The organism is Acinetobacter sp. AS167 (genome assembly GCF_037152175.1).
In the GTDB taxonomy this organism is placed as follows: Bacteria; Pseudomonadota; Gammaproteobacteria; order Pseudomonadales; family Moraxellaceae; genus Acinetobacter.
The window spans coordinates 148,051-164,747 of sequence record NZ_JBBCMP010000009.1 but is presented as its reverse complement, the minus strand read 5'-3'; the positions used below and the strand labels follow the sequence as shown (position 1 = coordinate 164,747).

Below are 16,697 nucleotides of genomic sequence, written 5' to 3'. Positions count from 1 at the left end.
CCTCTTAGCGCTGATGGTAGTGTGGGGTTACCCATGTGAGAGTAAGTCATCGCCAGCTTTTAAATCTAAAACACCCCGGTCTCTAACGAGAACGGGGTGTTTTTTATGCGCGGTGCTTATTATCGGAATGAAAGAGATCTAGTCATATTAAGTAAATTGATGACTGAATTCGGTTAATAATGAATTGTTGACCTTTAAAATTTTTAGCTAAATAATAATTGAACAAAAATTTGGTATTTCTTATGAAACTTAACTCTTTCTCACCTATTGCTGATAATGAAGAAGAATTACATCTTCCTGAACTGGTCTATGCCGCATCTTTAGGAGAGTTTGAACAGGTCGAACAACTGTTATCACAAGGTATTGACGTTAATCAAACTGATGATGAAGGCTATAGTGCGCTACAAGCTGCGGCGGAGAATGATCACTTAGATATCGTTAAATTATTAATTTCTAAAGGTGCAGACAAAGACTATAAAAGCCAATTTACAGCATTAGAACTTGCGGAAATGGCTGAAAATAAACAGATTATTGTGTATTTAAATAGCTTGTAGATTCTCAAACAACTTGATGTAAATCAGATATTCTATAGATATAAAAAGAAAACCCCATCATCCTGATGGGGTTTTCTTTGTATTGGTGTGTTAGATCTGACTCCTGTCGAATCTCACGTTCCTGATGCTCAGACGCTTTATTGTTGTTTTATGTCTGGGAAACTTCCTGTTCCCTATAACTATAGAATATAAGAATGTGCTTTGATCGTATAGATGACAATCGCTGTGATTGATGTAAGCATTTTCTTACAAAGACAACATGGCAATTAATTTACATCGATATTATTTGCCATAAGTCCTTTGCCTTGTGCTTCTGCAATCAAGCGCTCAGCAGATTCACGGTTTTTACGCAGTCCAGGCATACGGAACTCAGTATGACCATAGTCGTGGATTCGTGTCCAACGTCCACCCCATGTTAAACCTACAGATTCAGCAACTACCCCATATAATTGGTAGCCTTTCCATGCCCAAGGATCTCGTTCAGAAATAACAACTTTACCATCTCGTTTAAAGGCAACATCGGCTGCTAAACCAAACTGATGATAACTTTGATAAGCTTTGGCTAAAGTCGTGGCTGTATTGCCAGATAAACGAGTTTGACGCTCTGGACTACGATAACCTTCTAAAAGCACCATTTCATAGCCATGACGTTCTTTCATGATTTTAAAGACCATCAGTAAACGTTGCTTATAACTTGGATGCATTTTATCCCATTTCCGGTCAACCATAGCTGTATCGAAGCTGCTACGTTGATCTCCAATCCCTTCATTATCAATAACCGATGGATTTACACTCGGGACTTGATGATTTGGAACAGGGTTTTCTCTTTCTAATATCTGTGCTTGAACAATCGCAGCATCAATTAAGCTTTCCTCCACTGCTGGAGGAGGGGTTAAAACCTCGCCATTTAATAGCGCATAAATTTGAGGGTCAGTTTTTCTTAAATATTCTGCTTCAACCTTAGTCGGATCAATTGGTCGTGTAAATGCAAAAACAAGAATACTGGAAAGCAAAAAGAAACCCGCAATCAAAATCCACCATTGCTGTAAATGCCAATGGGTTTGGGTTTGATTGGCTGAAGCCGCTTGGTTCATTTGTTCTGCAAAGTGCTTTGCAGAAGCTAGCTTTCTCTTACCTTGTGGTAAAAGTGCTTTAAGGTAGTCTAAAGTTTTATGTCTAATTTCATAAGACATGAGAAAAGTTAGACCAAGCACCAAAAAGATAAAACAAATGACAACAAACAAAATCATGGTTTGTTTTCTATGACTTTGCGGTCTATCGTCACTTTCACTGTACCTTCAGGGGAAGCCTCTTGCACTTCTTCTTTTTTAGGTACGGCTTCTTTTTCAGTGGGTTTAGCAGAAGCTTCTGCTTTAGCTTCTACTTTCGCTTTTGGTATTGGTTTTGCGGTTATTGCAGCTTGTGGTCTAGTTGCAGCTGACTGCGGCACTGGTTTAGCCTCAGGTTTTAGCATTTGTTCAAATGGGGAGGCATTCGGAATTGGATTTTTTTGAGCAGCAACCTTATTTTCATGTTTAAAAATCTGATTAAAATCTTTCTCATTGATATGCTGCTTATATGCACCGACATTTTCATCGTGATGATTGGTTGTTGTTTCTTCAGCATGCACATCGCGTAACTCAGGTTCTTGTGTTGCAACCGAATCTGTATTGGTACTGGTATTTTCTGTTGGTTTGATATTGATAAAAACAAAAAAGAAAATAGCAGAAATAACCATCCCAGCAATTAAACCAAGTAGAAAAACAGATGATTTCCCCAATGTTTTTTTAGCGGGTTTACTTTGTAATATTCGAATAGATGTTTGTTTTTCTTGTGTCATAATTCAACCTGTCAAGGCAATTGAATAGTGATATGTGCTTGTTCAGCAGGTGCAGAAATCACATTATTAAATTTCGCAATAGAAGCATCTTCTGTTTTATTCAACATAAATTTTAGGCCAGCGAAAGCTAGTACAGCAAATAACAACAGGAAAATTAAAATCCAAACAAAGGGTAATTCTTTATGAATAATATTTTTGATTTGATCTGGTAAAGCTGCAAAAGGAGAAAAAGCGGTCTTTTTGCCTTTTAAATAATCGATTTCATCACCGACCCGAGCCACAAGATGATTTAAACTTTCAATCGATTCAATACGATACTTACCTTGAAAGCCAAGTAATAAGCAATAATGATAGACTTCGAGTGAAGCCAATCGTTCTTTACCACGAGCACGGATCAGTTCGAGAAACTCAAAGAAACGATAACCTGCAAGTTGTGAACCAAATAAAGTTAATTGAAGTGGGCTGATTAACCAATGATTTTGTAGGTTAAAAAATGATGGATCTTGTTGGGTAACAATGGTTTCATCAATTAAGGCACAATATGCATATTTTGCATCATGAATATCTTCAGGAGAAAACTGCAGTTTTTTTGCTTGATGTTCAAATCGATTCAACAAGTCTAAAATTTTGTCTTTAAAGCCGTTTGCATTTTCTGGAACATACTGATTCTTCAATAAGAATACAATATAAAATCCGTCATGTAGAAGATCGACTAAATTGGTTGCTTGTGTGATTTTGGATTGTTGAGGTAAAGAACCTCCACCAATTTGTCCATCATCAAACAGTGAGGGGGCAATATTATTCTGGCTCATGACATACTCCTCGCTTAACCATTCATCACTGCAATTAATTCAATACTGATATCTTGGAAACCTGCAGGGACATAAATACAGATGGTTTCAGAATCAAGCATACGTTGATACATTTCATGATGTGGTTCAATTTCAAAATAATTCACACCAGAACGTACCGGAATAGCAGTTGGAATTTGGACTAAATGATGAATTGGGATTGCAGGAAGTGCCGCAACAACACGTTGTTCAACATCAACAGTATTCCCGACTTTGAAACGCAGCGGGACAATTTGAATCAGTTCATGGGTTTGCATCATGCTACTAGAAACAGCAATATAAAGCCTTGATTCTTTAGTAATTTTATCTGTTTCCAAACTTCCCACCCAATAAGATGGGCGAATTTCTTTCAGTGCAATACTGATATAACGGCTTGAAATAATTGTATCGAGCAATTCGCGTAAAATTTTATCAAGCTGGCTAAAGCTATCTTGCAAGTTATGATGTTGATATTGTGGCAAATGTTCAACTTCATATGCGGTAGAGAATGTCAGCAATGAACCCGTTAAACGCAGAAGTTCAAAAAATAGTTTTTCAGGGTGAATCTGCGGATTTTGTAACAGATGATTCAAGGTCGCATGAGCAGTATTTAGTGCATTGACCAACCAGAATGAAACAATATCACCCGATCTAAATTCAATGAGCTTTTGTTCATTTTCACGGTTATTGGTTTGAATCATTTTAATTTTGGCACGAACAACGTTCAATGTTCGCTTCAAATTTGCCAATAAGGTTTCATTTGACTGAATATGTAAAATTGGTGGAATATATTTTGAATCAATCTCAAAATTCCCTGAACTATGACGTCGAATTTTTCCGATAGCAAGATATAAAAAACCATCTAAATCTTGATTTGGATCTGCTTGAACATCAAAAAGTTTAAATTCAGTTCGGCGTCGAAGAAATGTAATTTCAGCAGGGGATGCATCAGTAAAAAGATCGTGAGTTTCATTCAAATATGAATGGTAGCGAGCAGGTTGTTTATCCTGTTCATCAGAGATGTTCTTCTTATTGGGTTGTAAAATAGGCAATGCTAAGTAGATTAACATTTCCCCACGCAAGTTCAGTTCATCCAATAAAATTGGTTGTGGTAACAGATCTTTGGCCGGCGCTTGGTAAATTTCACCATCCTGCCAAATCATGTCGATTTGCTCTAAAGCAAGCACATGTGTGCCCAGTTGTGTTTCGTCAAATCGAAGATTTTTAATTCCATAAGGATAAGGAATCGTTGAACGAATGGTGTGGTTAAGTCGTTGTTCTTGATACGTATCTTGTAATTGGAAGTGTTGTGGTCTTAAAAATAAACCTTCACCCCAAAGAACTTTTTCTGCTTTAAACATAGATGATTACCATTCAGAAGATTCATTATTTTGGTTTACGCCCAATAATTCTTGAATAGAATCAAGGGGATTATCATTTTTAATGACTTGAGTTAACCATTCATGTAAAGGCATTTGGCTCCATTTAATTGTTTTTTGCAGCATATAACTCACAGGACTATGCGGCTCATTGGTTTGAAAGTAATCGGCAATCTCTTGTAAAACCCGCATTGCCTGTTCACGGTTTTGTAAATGGCTTTGTGGTTGAGGTTGAAATGTTTGCGCTTGTGGAATTGGAGCTGAATGCGTTGTTTCTGTTACTGGCATTGTCATTTGAGCTGGGGTATCTTCAACTGCAGCTGTATTGGTGTTGTTTCCAAATGAGTCTGCTTTATAGATTTTTTTCAGGTTCATTTGAATATTTTCAAACTGTGAATCGATACTCGCAAAACTTGGTGCTTCCAGCTCCATCAGTGCATCTAATGTTTGTTTGATAATATTCCAATGCTGCAAAATTTCTTGAAATTGCTGATAATTTTGATACTGAAAAGTCCGTGAGGTGTTGAATAGCGCCTGATTGAATTGATCTAATTCTAAGGACGCTTCTACACTGTCAGAATCTTCGGCTTGCTTACGACGATTATTCTGTAAATGTAAGAATTTTTCGTATTGGGCAAGTGAATAAAACGGTTGAATGTTGATGAGCGGAACATTCTTTACCAAGCTCGGTAATTGGGTGGTAAAACCTTGCAGTAATCCTAGGCGTTGATCTAAGTCATCATCTTCAATTTCAGGATGAATCTTCAACCAGAACTGTTCTAAAACACGGTGACTCAGTTCTAGCCCTTTAATTAGCCCTTCGAAGCCATAGAGGTTTGTCCAAGCTTCTGTAAGCCATGTTAATAAACGAATATCTTTGGTTTTTTGCGTGAGTAATTGGATTGATTTTTCTGCAACAAATGACCAGTCGGCTTGCTTTGGTTCAGAAATCCAATCACCTTGGTCTAATAAAGGATCATCATGGGTACGTGCTTTTTTAATTTCGTGAAACTCATTGGAAAAAGACAAATCTTCTCCACACGGATGAGCATCAGAAATAGGCTCTAATAAGACGTCTAAATTTATATCCATTTTCTATACTCGTATATATTTAAGCTTCCACAACTTTTGACTTTTTGCTCGACTTTTTCTTTGCTGGCTTCGCTTGTGGATCTAACAGGTAAATGATTTCATCATCTTTCGTATCAATATGAATGACTTTTGGAATTTTTTGTTCAGCCAAAGCCACCAATATTTCAGTGGCTAAAGCAGGTAACACAGAGGCATTTAAAATATTATCAACATTACGTGCACCACTATCAACTTCAGTGCAACGACTTAGAATCAATTCGATTAAATCATCGCTATATGTCACTTTCGTTTCATACTGTTTTTCGAGTCGTGCTGTAATTTTTCCGAATTTATGCTCAATAATTCTGACTAAAAGATCATCATGTAGCGGGAAGTATGGGACAATTCGCATACGGCCTAAGAATGCCGGCTTAAATTGTTTGTATAAGCTTGGTTTGAGTTGTTCAGTCAGCTCTTCAGCACTTGGCCATTCTTCGACAGGTTGATTTAGGCATGCTTGCATGATGGCATTTGACCCTGTATTTGAAGTCAGTAATATCGTGGTGTTTTTAAAATCAATCACACGACCTTCACCATCTTCGAGTGTACCTTTATCAAAAACTTGATAGAACAGCTCTTGGACATCGCTGTGTGCTTTTTCAATCTCGTCTAATAACACAACGCTATACGGATTACGTCGAACGGCTTCAGTCAAAACACCGCCTTGACCATACCCGACATATCCTGGAGGCGCGCCTTTAAGCGAAGAAACCGTATGCGCCTCTTGGTATTCAGACATATTGATAGTGATTAAATGTGACTCACCACCATAAAGTTCATTGGCAAGTGCTAAGGCAGTTTCTGTTTTACCCACACCGCTTGGACCAACAAGCATGAAAACACCCTGTGGTTTATTTGGGTCTTCTAAACGTGCTTTTGAGGTTTTAATACCTTGAACCAACTGATGTAGGGCATAATCTTGTCCCATCACCCGTTTTTCAAGTTTTTCTTCCAGACTGAGAATTTGCTTAATTTCATCATTGACCATTTTGCCAACAGGAATACCAGTCCAGTCTGAAATAATTTCATTAATAATTTGGGCATTTACACGTTCAAAGACCAGTGGTTGCTGACCTTGTAACACAGATAACTGCGTACGTGTATTGAAGATCTCATCTTTGTTTGAATCGGCCTGTTCTGCGGTTTCTAATGCTTGGATTTTTTGAATCAGAGCCAATTCAGCTTGCCATTGTTGTTCTGTTTGCTGAATTTCTTGATCAAGTAATTCCAATGATGATGTTAACTGAGTTAAACGCTCTTCATGAATTGGCTGGTGACGGTGTTCACTTTCAATAATATTGAATTCAAGATTTAAATTATGTTGTTGTGCTTTGAGTTGATCGAGTTTGACTGGTTGAGCATTTTGGGTTAGCGCAACACGAGCTGCAGCGGTGTCAAGCACACTAATGGCTTTATCCGGGAGTTGGCGGCCACTAATATAACGATGTGAAGAATGAACAGCGGTGATAATCGCTTCATCATCAATACGTAAATTAAAGTGATTGGCCATCACTGGAATCATGGCACGTAGCATATCGATCGCGACTTCTTCAGTCGGTTCTTCTACTTTGACCACTTGGAAACGACGACTTAAAGCAGCATCTTTTTCAAAATACTGTTTATATTCGGCCCAAGTTGTAGCTGCAATGGTGCGTAATTCACCCCGCGCAAGTGCAGGTTTTAATAAGTTCGCTGCATCATTTTGCCCAGCCTGGCCGCCGGCGCCAATCATGGTATGGGCTTCATCAATAAACAGAATAATCGGATGTGAAGACTGTTGCACTTCTTGAATAACTTGTTTTAAGCGGTTTTCAAACTCACCTTTAACACTTGCGCCTGCTTGTAACAGCCCCATATCCAAAGAGTGTAATTGGACATTTTTTAATGCATCAGGCACTTGGTTCTGTGAGATCTTTAATGCCAGACCTTCCACAACTGCCGTTTTACCCACACCAGGTTCACCCGTTAAAATAGGATTGTTTTGACGACGGCGCATTAAGATATCAAGCATTAAACGGATTTCATATTCACGTCCAATGACCGGATCAATCCCACCTTTTTGTGCTTTTTCAGTTAAATTAATGGTGAATTGATCTAATGCAGGTGTCTTGTTGTTCGAAGCATGATTGTCTGTTAGGGTATTTTTAAGTTCTGCTTCTTGCTCTTGATCATTTGTTGGGATATTTTCGGTACTCTTTACACAAATTTCCAAGAATTTATGTTTCATCGTATCGATGGGAAACAGATCAAATAAGCTTGATGCTCGAATGGCAATTTGGTAAAGATCAGATGCTGTTAAAAGAGCAATCAATAAATGACTGCTTCGAATCACTGGATCTTGTTCAGCTGAAGCAAGTAACCATGCTTGCTCAAGGAGTCTAACAATTGATTTGGAAAAAATAGGTGTACGGGTATTGCCTTTAGGAAGTTGAGAAATACACTCTAATAAATCCGTTAAAAGTGCATCTTTTGAAATTTTGTATTTATTAAGTATAAGTTCAAGATCATTGGATTGTTGTTCTAATAATTTGACAAAAAAATGTTCGATTTCGATTTCAAAATTTTGATGGTTTACACATAAATTGGCGGATTGTTCTAAAGATGTACGTGAGGATGCTGATAACTTTTTAATCAAAACTTTTAGATCTGTCATTTTCTGTCTCTCTCAAAAAACTTTATTTCTAGGCAAATAAATTCTAAATTTTCTAGCCTATAAATTTGGCATTAAAATTAGTATATTGAAATCAAATATTTAATAATTTTTTAAAAATCACTGGAAATATTTTACATAAAAAAAAACTTTTGTGAAGATAGGATATTATGTATATTATACAACCAATTAAAAAAGTCATTTTTATCAAACGGTTAAAATATTGATACGAAATTTAACTTGACGAGAGCACGTTTTTTTAGTCTTATTTTTAAGTCTTTAACGAAATTGCTTAATTATACATATTTATAAAACATCAAAAGTAAATTTATTGAATAACTGAATCAAGTAAATATTGAGGTTGGATTTTGAAGAATTTTATTCCATATATTTTAGTTCTTGGCACATCATTGGCGACTACATTTGTCTACGCGGATGATGAAATCAAACTAAAAAGATCCTGTATAAAAGATTACCCAATGGTTGAGGGAGAAACTAATCCTGAGTTGTTGGCGGTCTATTCACAATTGTGTGATAAGAAAAATAAAGACAATAAAAACAAACTGTTGGTCTCAGCAGCAGAAAAGTTTCAGCAAATTGGGAAAAATGATAAAGCCATCCAAATTGTTAATTATTTAGAAGCGCAAAATATACAAAGCAATGAGTTAACGGATGTCAAATTCCTTGCAGGAATTGGCTTAGCTTCTGACGCATTGAATAAAATGCGTACGCGTGAAATGAGATATTTGACTGAGGATAAAACCTATCCTGTTGCAAAAAGTTTTACTGACGCAGTTAGACAAGCAATGCCAGCAGCAGTTTTGGTTGAAAAAAATCAGGAAAGTGCTCCAGTTGTAGAGCGTGCTCGTCCTCAGAAGGTAAGTCGCCCTCAGAAGAGTCGTACTACACCAACACGCTCAACGCCTGCTACAAAACCAGCTACAAAGCCTACTGCGACGCCAGCGAAACCGAAGTCTACGTCATCAGCACCAAGACCGAATTTCCCAACATAATTTATTGCCCAAATTAATGGATAACAAAAATGTCAAAACGTGAAAGTGTACAGAAGAAATTACAGCGAATCCGACCACCACGTGTTCAACTGACTTATGATGTTGAAGTCGGTGATGGTAAAGAAATTAAAGAACTACCGTTTGTTGTGGGTGTTTTAGGTGACTTTTCAGCTGCTTCTGAGTTAGAAAAAACCAAATTAAAAGATAAAAAATTTATCAATGTCGACTTAGAAAACATTGATGAAGTGATGGAATCATTGTCTCCACGAGCTGCATATCAAGTTGAAAATACGTTAACTGAAGAGGGTGGGCGTATGTCAGTCGATTTAACTTTTAAATCGATGGAAGATTTCAGACCAGAACAAGTAGTACAACAAGTAGAGCCATTGAGAAAATTAGTTGAAGCTCGTGAACGTTTAACAGATTTGAGAAACAAAATTTCAAATAGTGAGCGTTTGGAAGATTTACTGGATGAAGTCTTACAAAATACTGATCAGATTCGTAAATTAAGTGCTGAGGCGGGTCCTGAAAATGAGTAATTTACAAACCAATACTGCGCAAGATGCAGCCGTAGAAGAAGTAAGTTTACTTGATTCTATCGTGGAACGCAGCCGAATTGCACGCAATGACGAAGAGCATGACCGTGCTAAAAGCTTGATTGGTGAGTTGGCCAAAGAAGTAATGGCAGGAACAATCACTGTTTCAGAAAATATGTCTTTGTCGATTGATAAACGTATTGCTGAAATAGATGCATTGATTTCAAAACAGCTCAGTAAAATCATGCACAATGAACAGTTTCAAAAAATTGAATCAACTTGGCGTGGTTTGTATTACTTCTGTCAAGAGTCCCCATCAAATCCATTGATCAAAATTCGTATGTTAAATACAACGAAAAAAGAATTGGTCAAAGATTTTCAAGGTGCAACAGATTTCGATCAAAGCACCTTGTTTAAAAAAGTTTATGAAGAAGAATATGGATCATTCGGTGGTGCACCTTATGCGACATTGATCGGTGATTTTGAGTTTGACCGCACACCTTCAGATATGTATCTGTTAGAACAGATTTCACATGTTGCAGCAGCAGCACATGCTCCGTTTATTTCGGCAGCAAGCAGCAATATGTTAGGTCTTGAATCATTTACTGATATTGATCGTCCACGTGATGTTTCAAAAGTATTTGAAACAGCAGAATATGTACAGTGGCGTTCTTTCCGTGAAAGTGATGACGCTCGTTATGTTGCGTTGACAATGCCACGCGTTTTAGGCCGTTTGCCTTATGATCCAAAAGAAGGTTGGGCGACTGAAGGCTTTAACTTTGTAGAAGAAGTTTCAGGGCAAAACCATGATGAATATTTGTGGATGAATGCAGCTTATGCGTTTGGTACCCGTTTGACCAATGCATTTGATCTCCATGGTTGGTGTGCTGCGATTCGCGGTGTTGAAGGTGGTGGTATGGTCGAAGGCTTACCAGTACATACTTTTAAAACCAATGACGGTGAAGTTGTATTTAAGTGTCCAACAGAAATTGCGATCACTGACCGTCGTGAGAAAGAGCTGAGTGACTTAGGTTTTATTCCATTAGTTCATTGTAAAAATACAGATTACGCAGCATTTTTTGGTGCGCAGTCTACGCAAAAACCGAAGAAGTATGACAGTGATACAGCAAATGCGAATTCGTCCTTATCTAGCCAGATCCAATACATCATGGCTGTTTCTCGAATTGCACATTACTTAAAAGCAATGATGCGAGATAAAGTCGGAAGCTTTGCTTCAGCAGGTAATGTAGAAGCATTTTTAAATGAATGGCTATCACAATATGTATTGCTTGATGATGGTGCTTCACAAGAAGCAAAAGCGCAGTATCCATTGCGTGAAGCTTCTGTAAAAGTTGTAGAGAATCCTGCAGAGCCAGGGCACTACAAGTCTGTGGTCTTCTTAAGACCGCATTTCCAGCTAGATGAGTTGTCGGTTTCTTTGCGACTTGTCACTGAGTTACCTCAGTCCTCGAATTAAAATAGAGCGTGGCTAAATAATAACTTTAAAAAATAAGGGTAAATCCAATGAAAGATATATACGTTCAATTTCAAGGTAAGTACAAAGTTGATGGCGAGTCACGTGATTCTGAGCACAAAAATTGGCTAGAAGTTAATTCTTGGTCTCATAATATTCGTCAGCCAAAATCTGCGACTTCTTCAAGCGTTGGTGGTCATACTGCTGAACGTGTAGAACACTCAGATATGCTTTTTGTTAAAGATTTGGATGCAACTAGTCCAAAACTTTGGGAAGCATGTTCTGCGGGTTATACATTTGATGAAGTTCAAATTGACTTCTACCGCGCAAATGGTGACAAACGTATTAAGTACCTTCAAATCAAACTTAAGCATGTACTTGTTTCAAGTGTAACGCCTACGGTAAATGAAGAAGGTGTTCCAACTGAAGCATTTGGTCTAAAATATGCTGCGGTTGAGTGGACTTATAATCAACAAGATATTAACGGTTCTGCTAAAGGTGCCGTTACTAAGAAATGGTCTCTTTCTAACAATACTGCATCTTACGCTGCTTAATTGTTTGTTGAAACAGATAGGGACTTGGGTCCCTATCTGTTTCATATTATTAGAATATACATTATGAATTTAGATCAACTTTACCCCTATGGATTTCGATCTACACTATTTGATCGTTTAATTGTTGAAGATGATTATATAAAAGGGCTTTCTATTCATGAGTTAAGAGAGTCTGTTGCCCATGATTTAGAAGACTTATTAAATACACGAATTGCCAAACTGGATTTGGAAATCGATGATTTCCCTTTAGTCAAAAAGTCTATCATACAGTTTGGTATTATTGATTTTGTTGGACTTTCAACCGCAAATCCAACTGATCGGGATACTATCTGTCAATCTATAGAACAGTCGATTGCTGCTCATGAGCCACGCTTAAAACAAATTAAAGTAGAAATGCAGTTAGATGACCAAAATGTTGGCTCGTTATGTTTAAGCATTCAAGCTTATTTAAATATTCACCCACTTTATGAACCTGTAATTTTTGATGCCTTACTTAAGCCAACAACACAGCAATATGTGATTTCTGCCAGATCTTAAAATAAAGTAGGTATGTCGTGATAGAAGAACTTTTACCGTATTATGAAAAGCAATTACAAGAATTTGGACAGCAGTCTCGTGCTTTTGCAGATAAATACCCGAAAATTGCACAACGATTATCTTTAAATCAAGAACAAATTGATGATCCTCATATTGAACGCCTTATACAGGCATTTTCTTTAATTGCTGCACGTATCGATAAAAAGTTAGCTGATAGTTACGACATCTTTACCCGTTCTTTATTTGAGGTAATGTTTCCTCAATATTTACGTCATTTTCCAGCGTGTTCAGTGGTGAGTTTTGAAGACTTAAATAAGCAAAAACAATTGACGGATGTTCACATTATTCCCAAAGGAACCACTTTAAAGTCAAGAAGTTTCAAAGGTGTCCAATGTGAGTTTAATACCAGTGCTGAAGTTAAATTATTGCCTATTCAACTGGAAAGTCTGAGTTTTCAAACCAATCCCAGTGCACATATTCATTTAAACCAAAATGCGACATTAAATTTAAAATTTGAATTATTAAACCCTGCTAAAAATTGGTTAAAAAATGAAAAGCTGCCCATTTATCTGGATGCCATTTCAAACTTTCCTTTGCAAGTTTTAGATCATATTTTCCATAAAGAAACCAGTTTTAGTCTTCGCATCAATAACAAGGTTGTGCCGATAAAAAATCCGTTTGAAGTGATCGGTTTTGATGAAAATGAAAGTTTATTGCCCGTTGATCAACATACACATCATGCTTATCGATTATTAATCGAATATTTCTGTTTTCCTGAAAAGTTTAGTTATTTAAATTTGAATTTAGATTTTTTAAAATTATTAAAAGAAGAAAATTTGAGTTTTGAAATTCAAATCCATTTAAAACTGAATTTAAATGATCAAGCCATCATCCGCAACTATTCAGAATTGAATGTGGCAAATTTTAAGTTATTTACCAGCCCTGTCGTTAATTTATTTGAGAAACAAGCTGAGCCACAAAAAATCAATCATAAAAACTTAGAATATCCTTTAATGACAGATGCACATCATCCTGAATTCTATCAAGTGTATTCAATCGTTGAAATGAATTTAATCCGTGAAAAAAGTAATCAAGATCAAGTGGTTTACCCAATTCTACCTTTCTTTGCCATGAGTCATTATCATGGTGACGATATTCAGTTTTTTTATGCATTAAATCCAACGGTTTTACAAAATCAATATGTAGAAACGGGCTATTCGATTATTTCTAAACAATTAGAACCACACAGTATTAAGTCTGATTTTGTTAGTTGTAAGTTGTTATGTTCCAATCGTGAGTTACCGCACGAAGCTTTGGGTCAGTCAAACAACGTCTTGAACTTGAATGACAGTACCGTTGCTCGTCGTGCATTGGTGTTAAAGAGACCTACAGCACCCTTCCAATTTGAAAAAAATAAGAATGAACAATGGCGTATTATTTCGCACCTTTCATTAAATACTTTAGCCTTAATGAAAGGTGATGCTGTAAGTCATATTAAAGAATTGCTAGAGCTTTATAACTTACCTAAATCTAAAGAAAATCATTTAATTATTGATGCAATTAAAAAAATTGAATTTGAAATCACCAATAAACTCGTTGAAGCCAAACCCTTTCCAATGTTTGTACGCGGGGTTAAGGTTTTAATGGATGTCGATGTCCAAGTCTTTAGAGGGCATAGCTTATATATTTTCAGCGAATTGATCAGTCATATTTTTAACTTAAAAGTACAGATGAACAGCTTTGTTGACGTTTTTGTTCGAGATTTAAATACAAAACAGGAGTTATACCAATGCGTACAGAACGTTGGTGGCAAGAAGCTTCTGTAATTGATGAGCTTTTTAAAACCCCTACAGCTTTTGAATTTATACAAACCACACGATTATTTAGACATGCGCCCAATACCGCTTTTTTAAAGAATTGGTCTGACGATTTTCTTTTTGAAAGTTCATTAAACTTGAACTTTCCAAAACATGAAATTGAATTACTCGAACAACAAGACGAAAAAATTCATCTTACAAATTTGATTGTCGGTTTAACCGGTATGCAAGGTGCAATGCCGTATACCTATACTAATAAAGTGAAACAAACACCGCGTAAACAGCGTGTTGAAGTTCAAAAGTTTCTAGGTTTATTTAATCATAAGCTTACGGCTCAATTTGTTGAAGCAAGTTTAAGTTATAACTTGCCTGTACGTTATGAAGTTGAAAAAGAAAATAATTACTTAGAAATCTTGCATGCTTTAAATGGTTATATTAGGACACAACATCAACAGAGTGATCTAGATGACTATTTTGCTGAGTTTTCTGGGCTTATGCAGGGTCAAAATAATACAGCTCATGCATTAAAGACAATGTTGACCTGTGTATTCAATCAACAAGTTGAAGTCAAAGAATATATTACTGAAAAGTTTAAACTCGGGAATGAGCAGAAAACTACTTTGGGAGGGGACCGACCTTTCTTGTTAGGTGTAAATACATTCTGTGGAGAGACGATTCGACAAATAGATGGAAAAATCGAGATTCAAATTGGACCGTTGAGCCATGCACAGTATTTAGAATTTTTACCCAAGAAAAAATTAAGTAAGAAGTTAAAAAAAATTCTGCAAAGTTGGTGTAGTCCAACCTTATTTGTCGATTTACGTTTAGTCTTGGCAAAAGAGGAAGTCCAGCCTTTACAACTAAGCTCAACAACACAAATTGGTTTGGCACAAGGTGCTTTTGTGATGCCAAAAACTCAAAGTGACAATGATGAAACGTGTTATGCACTGATTGGAGTGTCATAAGTGATCAAAATAATTTTAGGAACTTTAATCAGTACCATATTACTAGTTTCGGTAATCGTGGTGTTTTATTGGCGTGATATTAAATATGACCCAAATGGGCAAGATTTTCTGATTTTCTTTGGCGTGATTCCAGCTGCGATTACTTTGTTAATCCTGAGCCCAATGTTGATCAAAAAGATTTATCAAAGCCACCAAGAGAAGAAAGAACAACAAAGAATTGAGGCAGAGCAACGTTCAGAACAACAAATCACTGAAGCTAAAGTTGAAGAAAAAATTGAATGGGTAGACTTGAAAGTTTATTCAGCCACAAGCTTAAGTGCCTTAGGCGAAAATGAAGCACAGCTTGATCAGCTTCAAGATGTGGCAAGTCCTGAACTTGATTCGCAATTGGTCAATGGTTATGGTTTACCGATTCTTTCATTCCGTGTTCAAGATATTGAAGAACCGTTAGAGGATGAGGCATCTAGTCTTTCTAGTCGTCAAAAGCGTATAAGTGCATTAATTCAGCAGCAATTAGAACAGAATACTGAAACTTTATATCAAATTGCAGAGCACCTAAAAAACTCCGCACTCTTTTATGATGCCAAACTTGCACATGAATATCGTATGCATCCTGCTTGGATTGACCCTCATCATGACTATGAAGATGAGCCGATTGAACAACAGGTCGCAGAAGCAGTACCTCGACTTAATTATTTGAATATTCAAATTATTTTGCCAGAAAATTTATTCCATAGCTGGGATGAAAGTTCAGCTTCAGAATTGGTTCACCATTATCTTACTGAACTGGGCATTCTCGATCAGCAATTTGGCACTGAATATCATTATTGGGGTGAAACAACTGCGTATAAAGACTGGATTAAGTTGCTAAAAAGAACCCAACTTTTGGATTCTGAGGTATCACTGTTTATTGCAGTAGATTCAGAAATTGATCAAGAAACCATAGATGATCGGACGTGGATGACTGAAAAATATATTCCATCTGAGTATATCAGTACTTGTTGTATGACAAATACCCAGGTCGAATTGCAAAATTTACAAGCAATAAAGTATATTCGAATTGCTTTAAATTCTGATCAGGCATCTAAAACATTAAAAGAGTTGAATTTAGACCAAGCAGAACAGTTTGATCAAGAACAGCCCTTTGTCTTGGTCTTAGACGACCCAGCAGAGATCAAGCTGTTAAAGAAACTTGAACAAAACTTTGCCGAAACAGCTATTGAAGCGCATCATTATCTTTACAGTAAAAATAGCCTAGGCCATACCCAACCCTTAGCCAAAGTTTTTGGTTTTATGTTGAGTTTGCACTTTAAAGATGAGTTGTACGGTTATGTTTATAGTGCTGAACATCAGCAAACCCAAGTGATTGTTGGGACTGAGTTTGCATAGAACTTACAGATAAATTTAGAAAGAAATA

15 protein-coding genes are annotated in these 16,697 nt (G+C 36.6%); 9 read left to right on the top strand and 6 right to left on the bottom strand.

From position 1 onward, the window contains the following. The first annotated feature begins 242 nt into the window (after positions 1–242). Positions 243–554 carry an ankyrin repeat domain-containing protein gene (locus tag WFN33_RS15205; RefSeq protein ID WP_336953856.1) on the top strand — a complete coding sequence of 104 codons (312 nt, stop codon included), beginning with the start codon at positions 243–245 and terminating at the stop codon, positions 552–554. Positions 555–820: 266 nt separating this feature from the next. Here WFN33_RS15205 and WFN33_RS15200 read toward each other — a convergent pair whose 3' ends face one another. Genes WFN33_RS15200 through tssH form a run of 6 tightly spaced genes read right to left on the bottom strand, consistent with a single transcriptional unit; the run spans position 821 to position 8,387 of the window. Beyond that, the gene (locus WFN33_RS15200) at positions 821–1,804 is read right to left on the bottom strand and encodes a M15 family metallopeptidase (protein ID WP_336953855.1); all 984 of its coding nucleotides are present in this window, start codon (positions 1,802–1,804) and stop codon (positions 821–823) included. Next, entirely contained in the window at positions 1,801–2,394 is a 594-nt protein-coding gene (locus WFN33_RS15195) for a hypothetical protein (protein ID WP_336953854.1), read from the bottom strand. Before WFN33_RS15195 ends, WFN33_RS15200 begins: the two co-directional genes overlap by 4 nt. Positions 2,395–2,405: 11 nt before the next feature. Continuing rightward, positions 2,406–3,206, bottom strand: coding sequence for a type IVB secretion system protein IcmH/DotU (gene icmH / locus WFN33_RS15190; protein WP_336953853.1), 801 nt, complete (start codon positions 3,204–3,206; stop codon positions 2,406–2,408). A gap of 14 nt (positions 3,207–3,220) precedes the next feature. Next, positions 3,221–4,585, bottom strand: coding sequence for a type VI secretion system baseplate subunit TssK (gene tssK / locus WFN33_RS15185; RefSeq protein ID WP_004823587.1), 1,365 nt, complete (start codon positions 4,583–4,585; stop codon positions 3,221–3,223). 6 nt (positions 4,586–4,591) lie between these two features. Continuing rightward, the gene (gene tssA, locus WFN33_RS15180) at positions 4,592–5,695 is read right to left on the bottom strand and encodes a type VI secretion system protein TssA (RefSeq protein WP_004723563.1); all 1,104 of its coding nucleotides are present in this window, start codon (positions 5,693–5,695) and stop codon (positions 4,592–4,594) included. A 19-nt stretch (positions 5,696–5,714) separates the two neighbouring features. Beyond that, entirely contained in the window at positions 5,715–8,387 is a 2,673-nt protein-coding gene (gene tssH, locus WFN33_RS15175) for a type VI secretion system ATPase TssH (RefSeq protein WP_336953852.1), read from the bottom strand. 365 nt (positions 8,388–8,752) lie between these two features. On the opposite strand from tssH, the gene WFN33_RS15170 reads away from it, so the two are divergent. The 8 genes from WFN33_RS15170 to WFN33_RS15135 all read left to right on the top strand — a co-directional run bounded on the left by WFN33_RS15170 (position 8,753) and on the right by WFN33_RS15135 (position 16,669). Beyond that, complete coding sequence (locus WFN33_RS15170; RefSeq protein WP_336953851.1) at positions 8,753–9,397, top strand: hypothetical protein; 645 nt, start codon at positions 8,753–8,755, stop codon at positions 9,395–9,397. Between the two features lie 29 nt (positions 9,398–9,426). After that, positions 9,427–9,936 carry a type VI secretion system contractile sheath small subunit gene (tssB, locus tag WFN33_RS15165; RefSeq protein WP_004723560.1) on the top strand — a complete coding sequence of 170 codons (510 nt, stop codon included), beginning with the start codon at positions 9,427–9,429 and terminating at the stop codon, positions 9,934–9,936. Beyond that, positions 9,929–11,410 (top strand): type VI secretion system contractile sheath large subunit, encoded by a 1,482-nt coding sequence (gene tssC, locus WFN33_RS15160; protein WP_336953850.1) that lies wholly within the window; start codon positions 9,929–9,931, stop codon positions 11,408–11,410. The genes tssB and tssC overlap by 8 nt, the downstream gene beginning before the upstream one ends. Before the next feature lie 47 nt (positions 11,411–11,457). After that, positions 11,458–11,961: an Hcp family type VI secretion system effector gene (locus tag WFN33_RS15155; RefSeq protein ID WP_004723558.1), complete on the top strand. Its 504-nt coding sequence runs from the start codon at positions 11,458–11,460 to the stop codon at positions 11,959–11,961. A 63-nt stretch (positions 11,962–12,024) separates the two neighbouring features. Next, entirely contained in the window at positions 12,025–12,498 is a 474-nt protein-coding gene (gene tssE, locus WFN33_RS15150; RefSeq protein ID WP_034617192.1) for a type VI secretion system baseplate subunit TssE, read from the top strand. Between the two features lie 17 nt (positions 12,499–12,515). Further along, on the top strand, positions 12,516–14,324 hold the full coding sequence (tssF, locus tag WFN33_RS15145) for a type VI secretion system baseplate subunit TssF (RefSeq protein WP_336953849.1): 1,809 nt from the start codon (positions 12,516–12,518) through the stop codon (positions 14,322–14,324). Continuing rightward, positions 14,288–15,280: a type VI secretion system baseplate subunit TssG gene (tssG, locus tag WFN33_RS15140; RefSeq protein WP_336953848.1), complete on the top strand. Its 993-nt coding sequence runs from the start codon at positions 14,288–14,290 to the stop codon at positions 15,278–15,280. Before tssF ends, tssG begins: the two co-directional genes overlap by 37 nt. After that, on the top strand, positions 15,281–16,669 hold the full coding sequence (locus WFN33_RS15135) for a hypothetical protein (RefSeq protein WP_336953847.1): 1,389 nt from the start codon (positions 15,281–15,283) through the stop codon (positions 16,667–16,669). Positions 16,670–16,697: the final 28 nt, after the last annotated feature.

Bases quoted from the DNA above. Each gene is read 5' to 3' on its own strand.
- WFN33_RS15205 (WP_336953856.1), top strand. From the start codon at position 243: ATGAAACTTAACTCTTTCTCACCTATTGCTGATAATGAAGAAGAATTA.
- WFN33_RS15200 (WP_336953855.1), bottom strand. From the start codon at position 1,804: ATGATTTTGTTTGTTGTCATTTGTTTTATCTTTTTGGTGCTTGGTCTA.
- WFN33_RS15195 (WP_336953854.1), bottom strand. From the start codon at position 2,394: ATGACACAAGAAAAACAAACATCTATTCGAATATTACAAAGTAAACCC.
- icmH (WP_336953853.1), bottom strand. From the start codon at position 3,206: ATGAGCCAGAATAATATTGCCCCCTCACTGTTTGATGATGGACAAATT.
- tssK (WP_004823587.1), bottom strand. From the start codon at position 4,585: ATGTTTAAAGCAGAAAAAGTTCTTTGGGGTGAAGGTTTATTTTTAAGA.
- tssA (WP_004723563.1), bottom strand. From the start codon at position 5,695: ATGGATATAAATTTAGACGTCTTATTAGAGCCTATTTCTGATGCTCAT.
- tssH (WP_336953852.1), bottom strand. From the start codon at position 8,387: ATGACAGATCTAAAAGTTTTGATTAAAAAGTTATCAGCATCCTCACGT.
- tssB (WP_004723560.1), top strand. From the start codon at position 9,427: ATGTCAAAACGTGAAAGTGTACAGAAGAAATTACAGCGAATCCGACCA.
- tssC (WP_336953850.1), top strand. From the start codon at position 9,929: ATGAGTAATTTACAAACCAATACTGCGCAAGATGCAGCCGTAGAAGAA.
- WFN33_RS15155 (WP_004723558.1), top strand. From the start codon at position 11,458: ATGAAAGATATATACGTTCAATTTCAAGGTAAGTACAAAGTTGATGGC.
- tssE (WP_034617192.1), top strand. From the start codon at position 12,025: ATGAATTTAGATCAACTTTACCCCTATGGATTTCGATCTACACTATTT.
- tssG (WP_336953848.1), top strand. From the start codon at position 14,288: ATGCGTACAGAACGTTGGTGGCAAGAAGCTTCTGTAATTGATGAGCTT.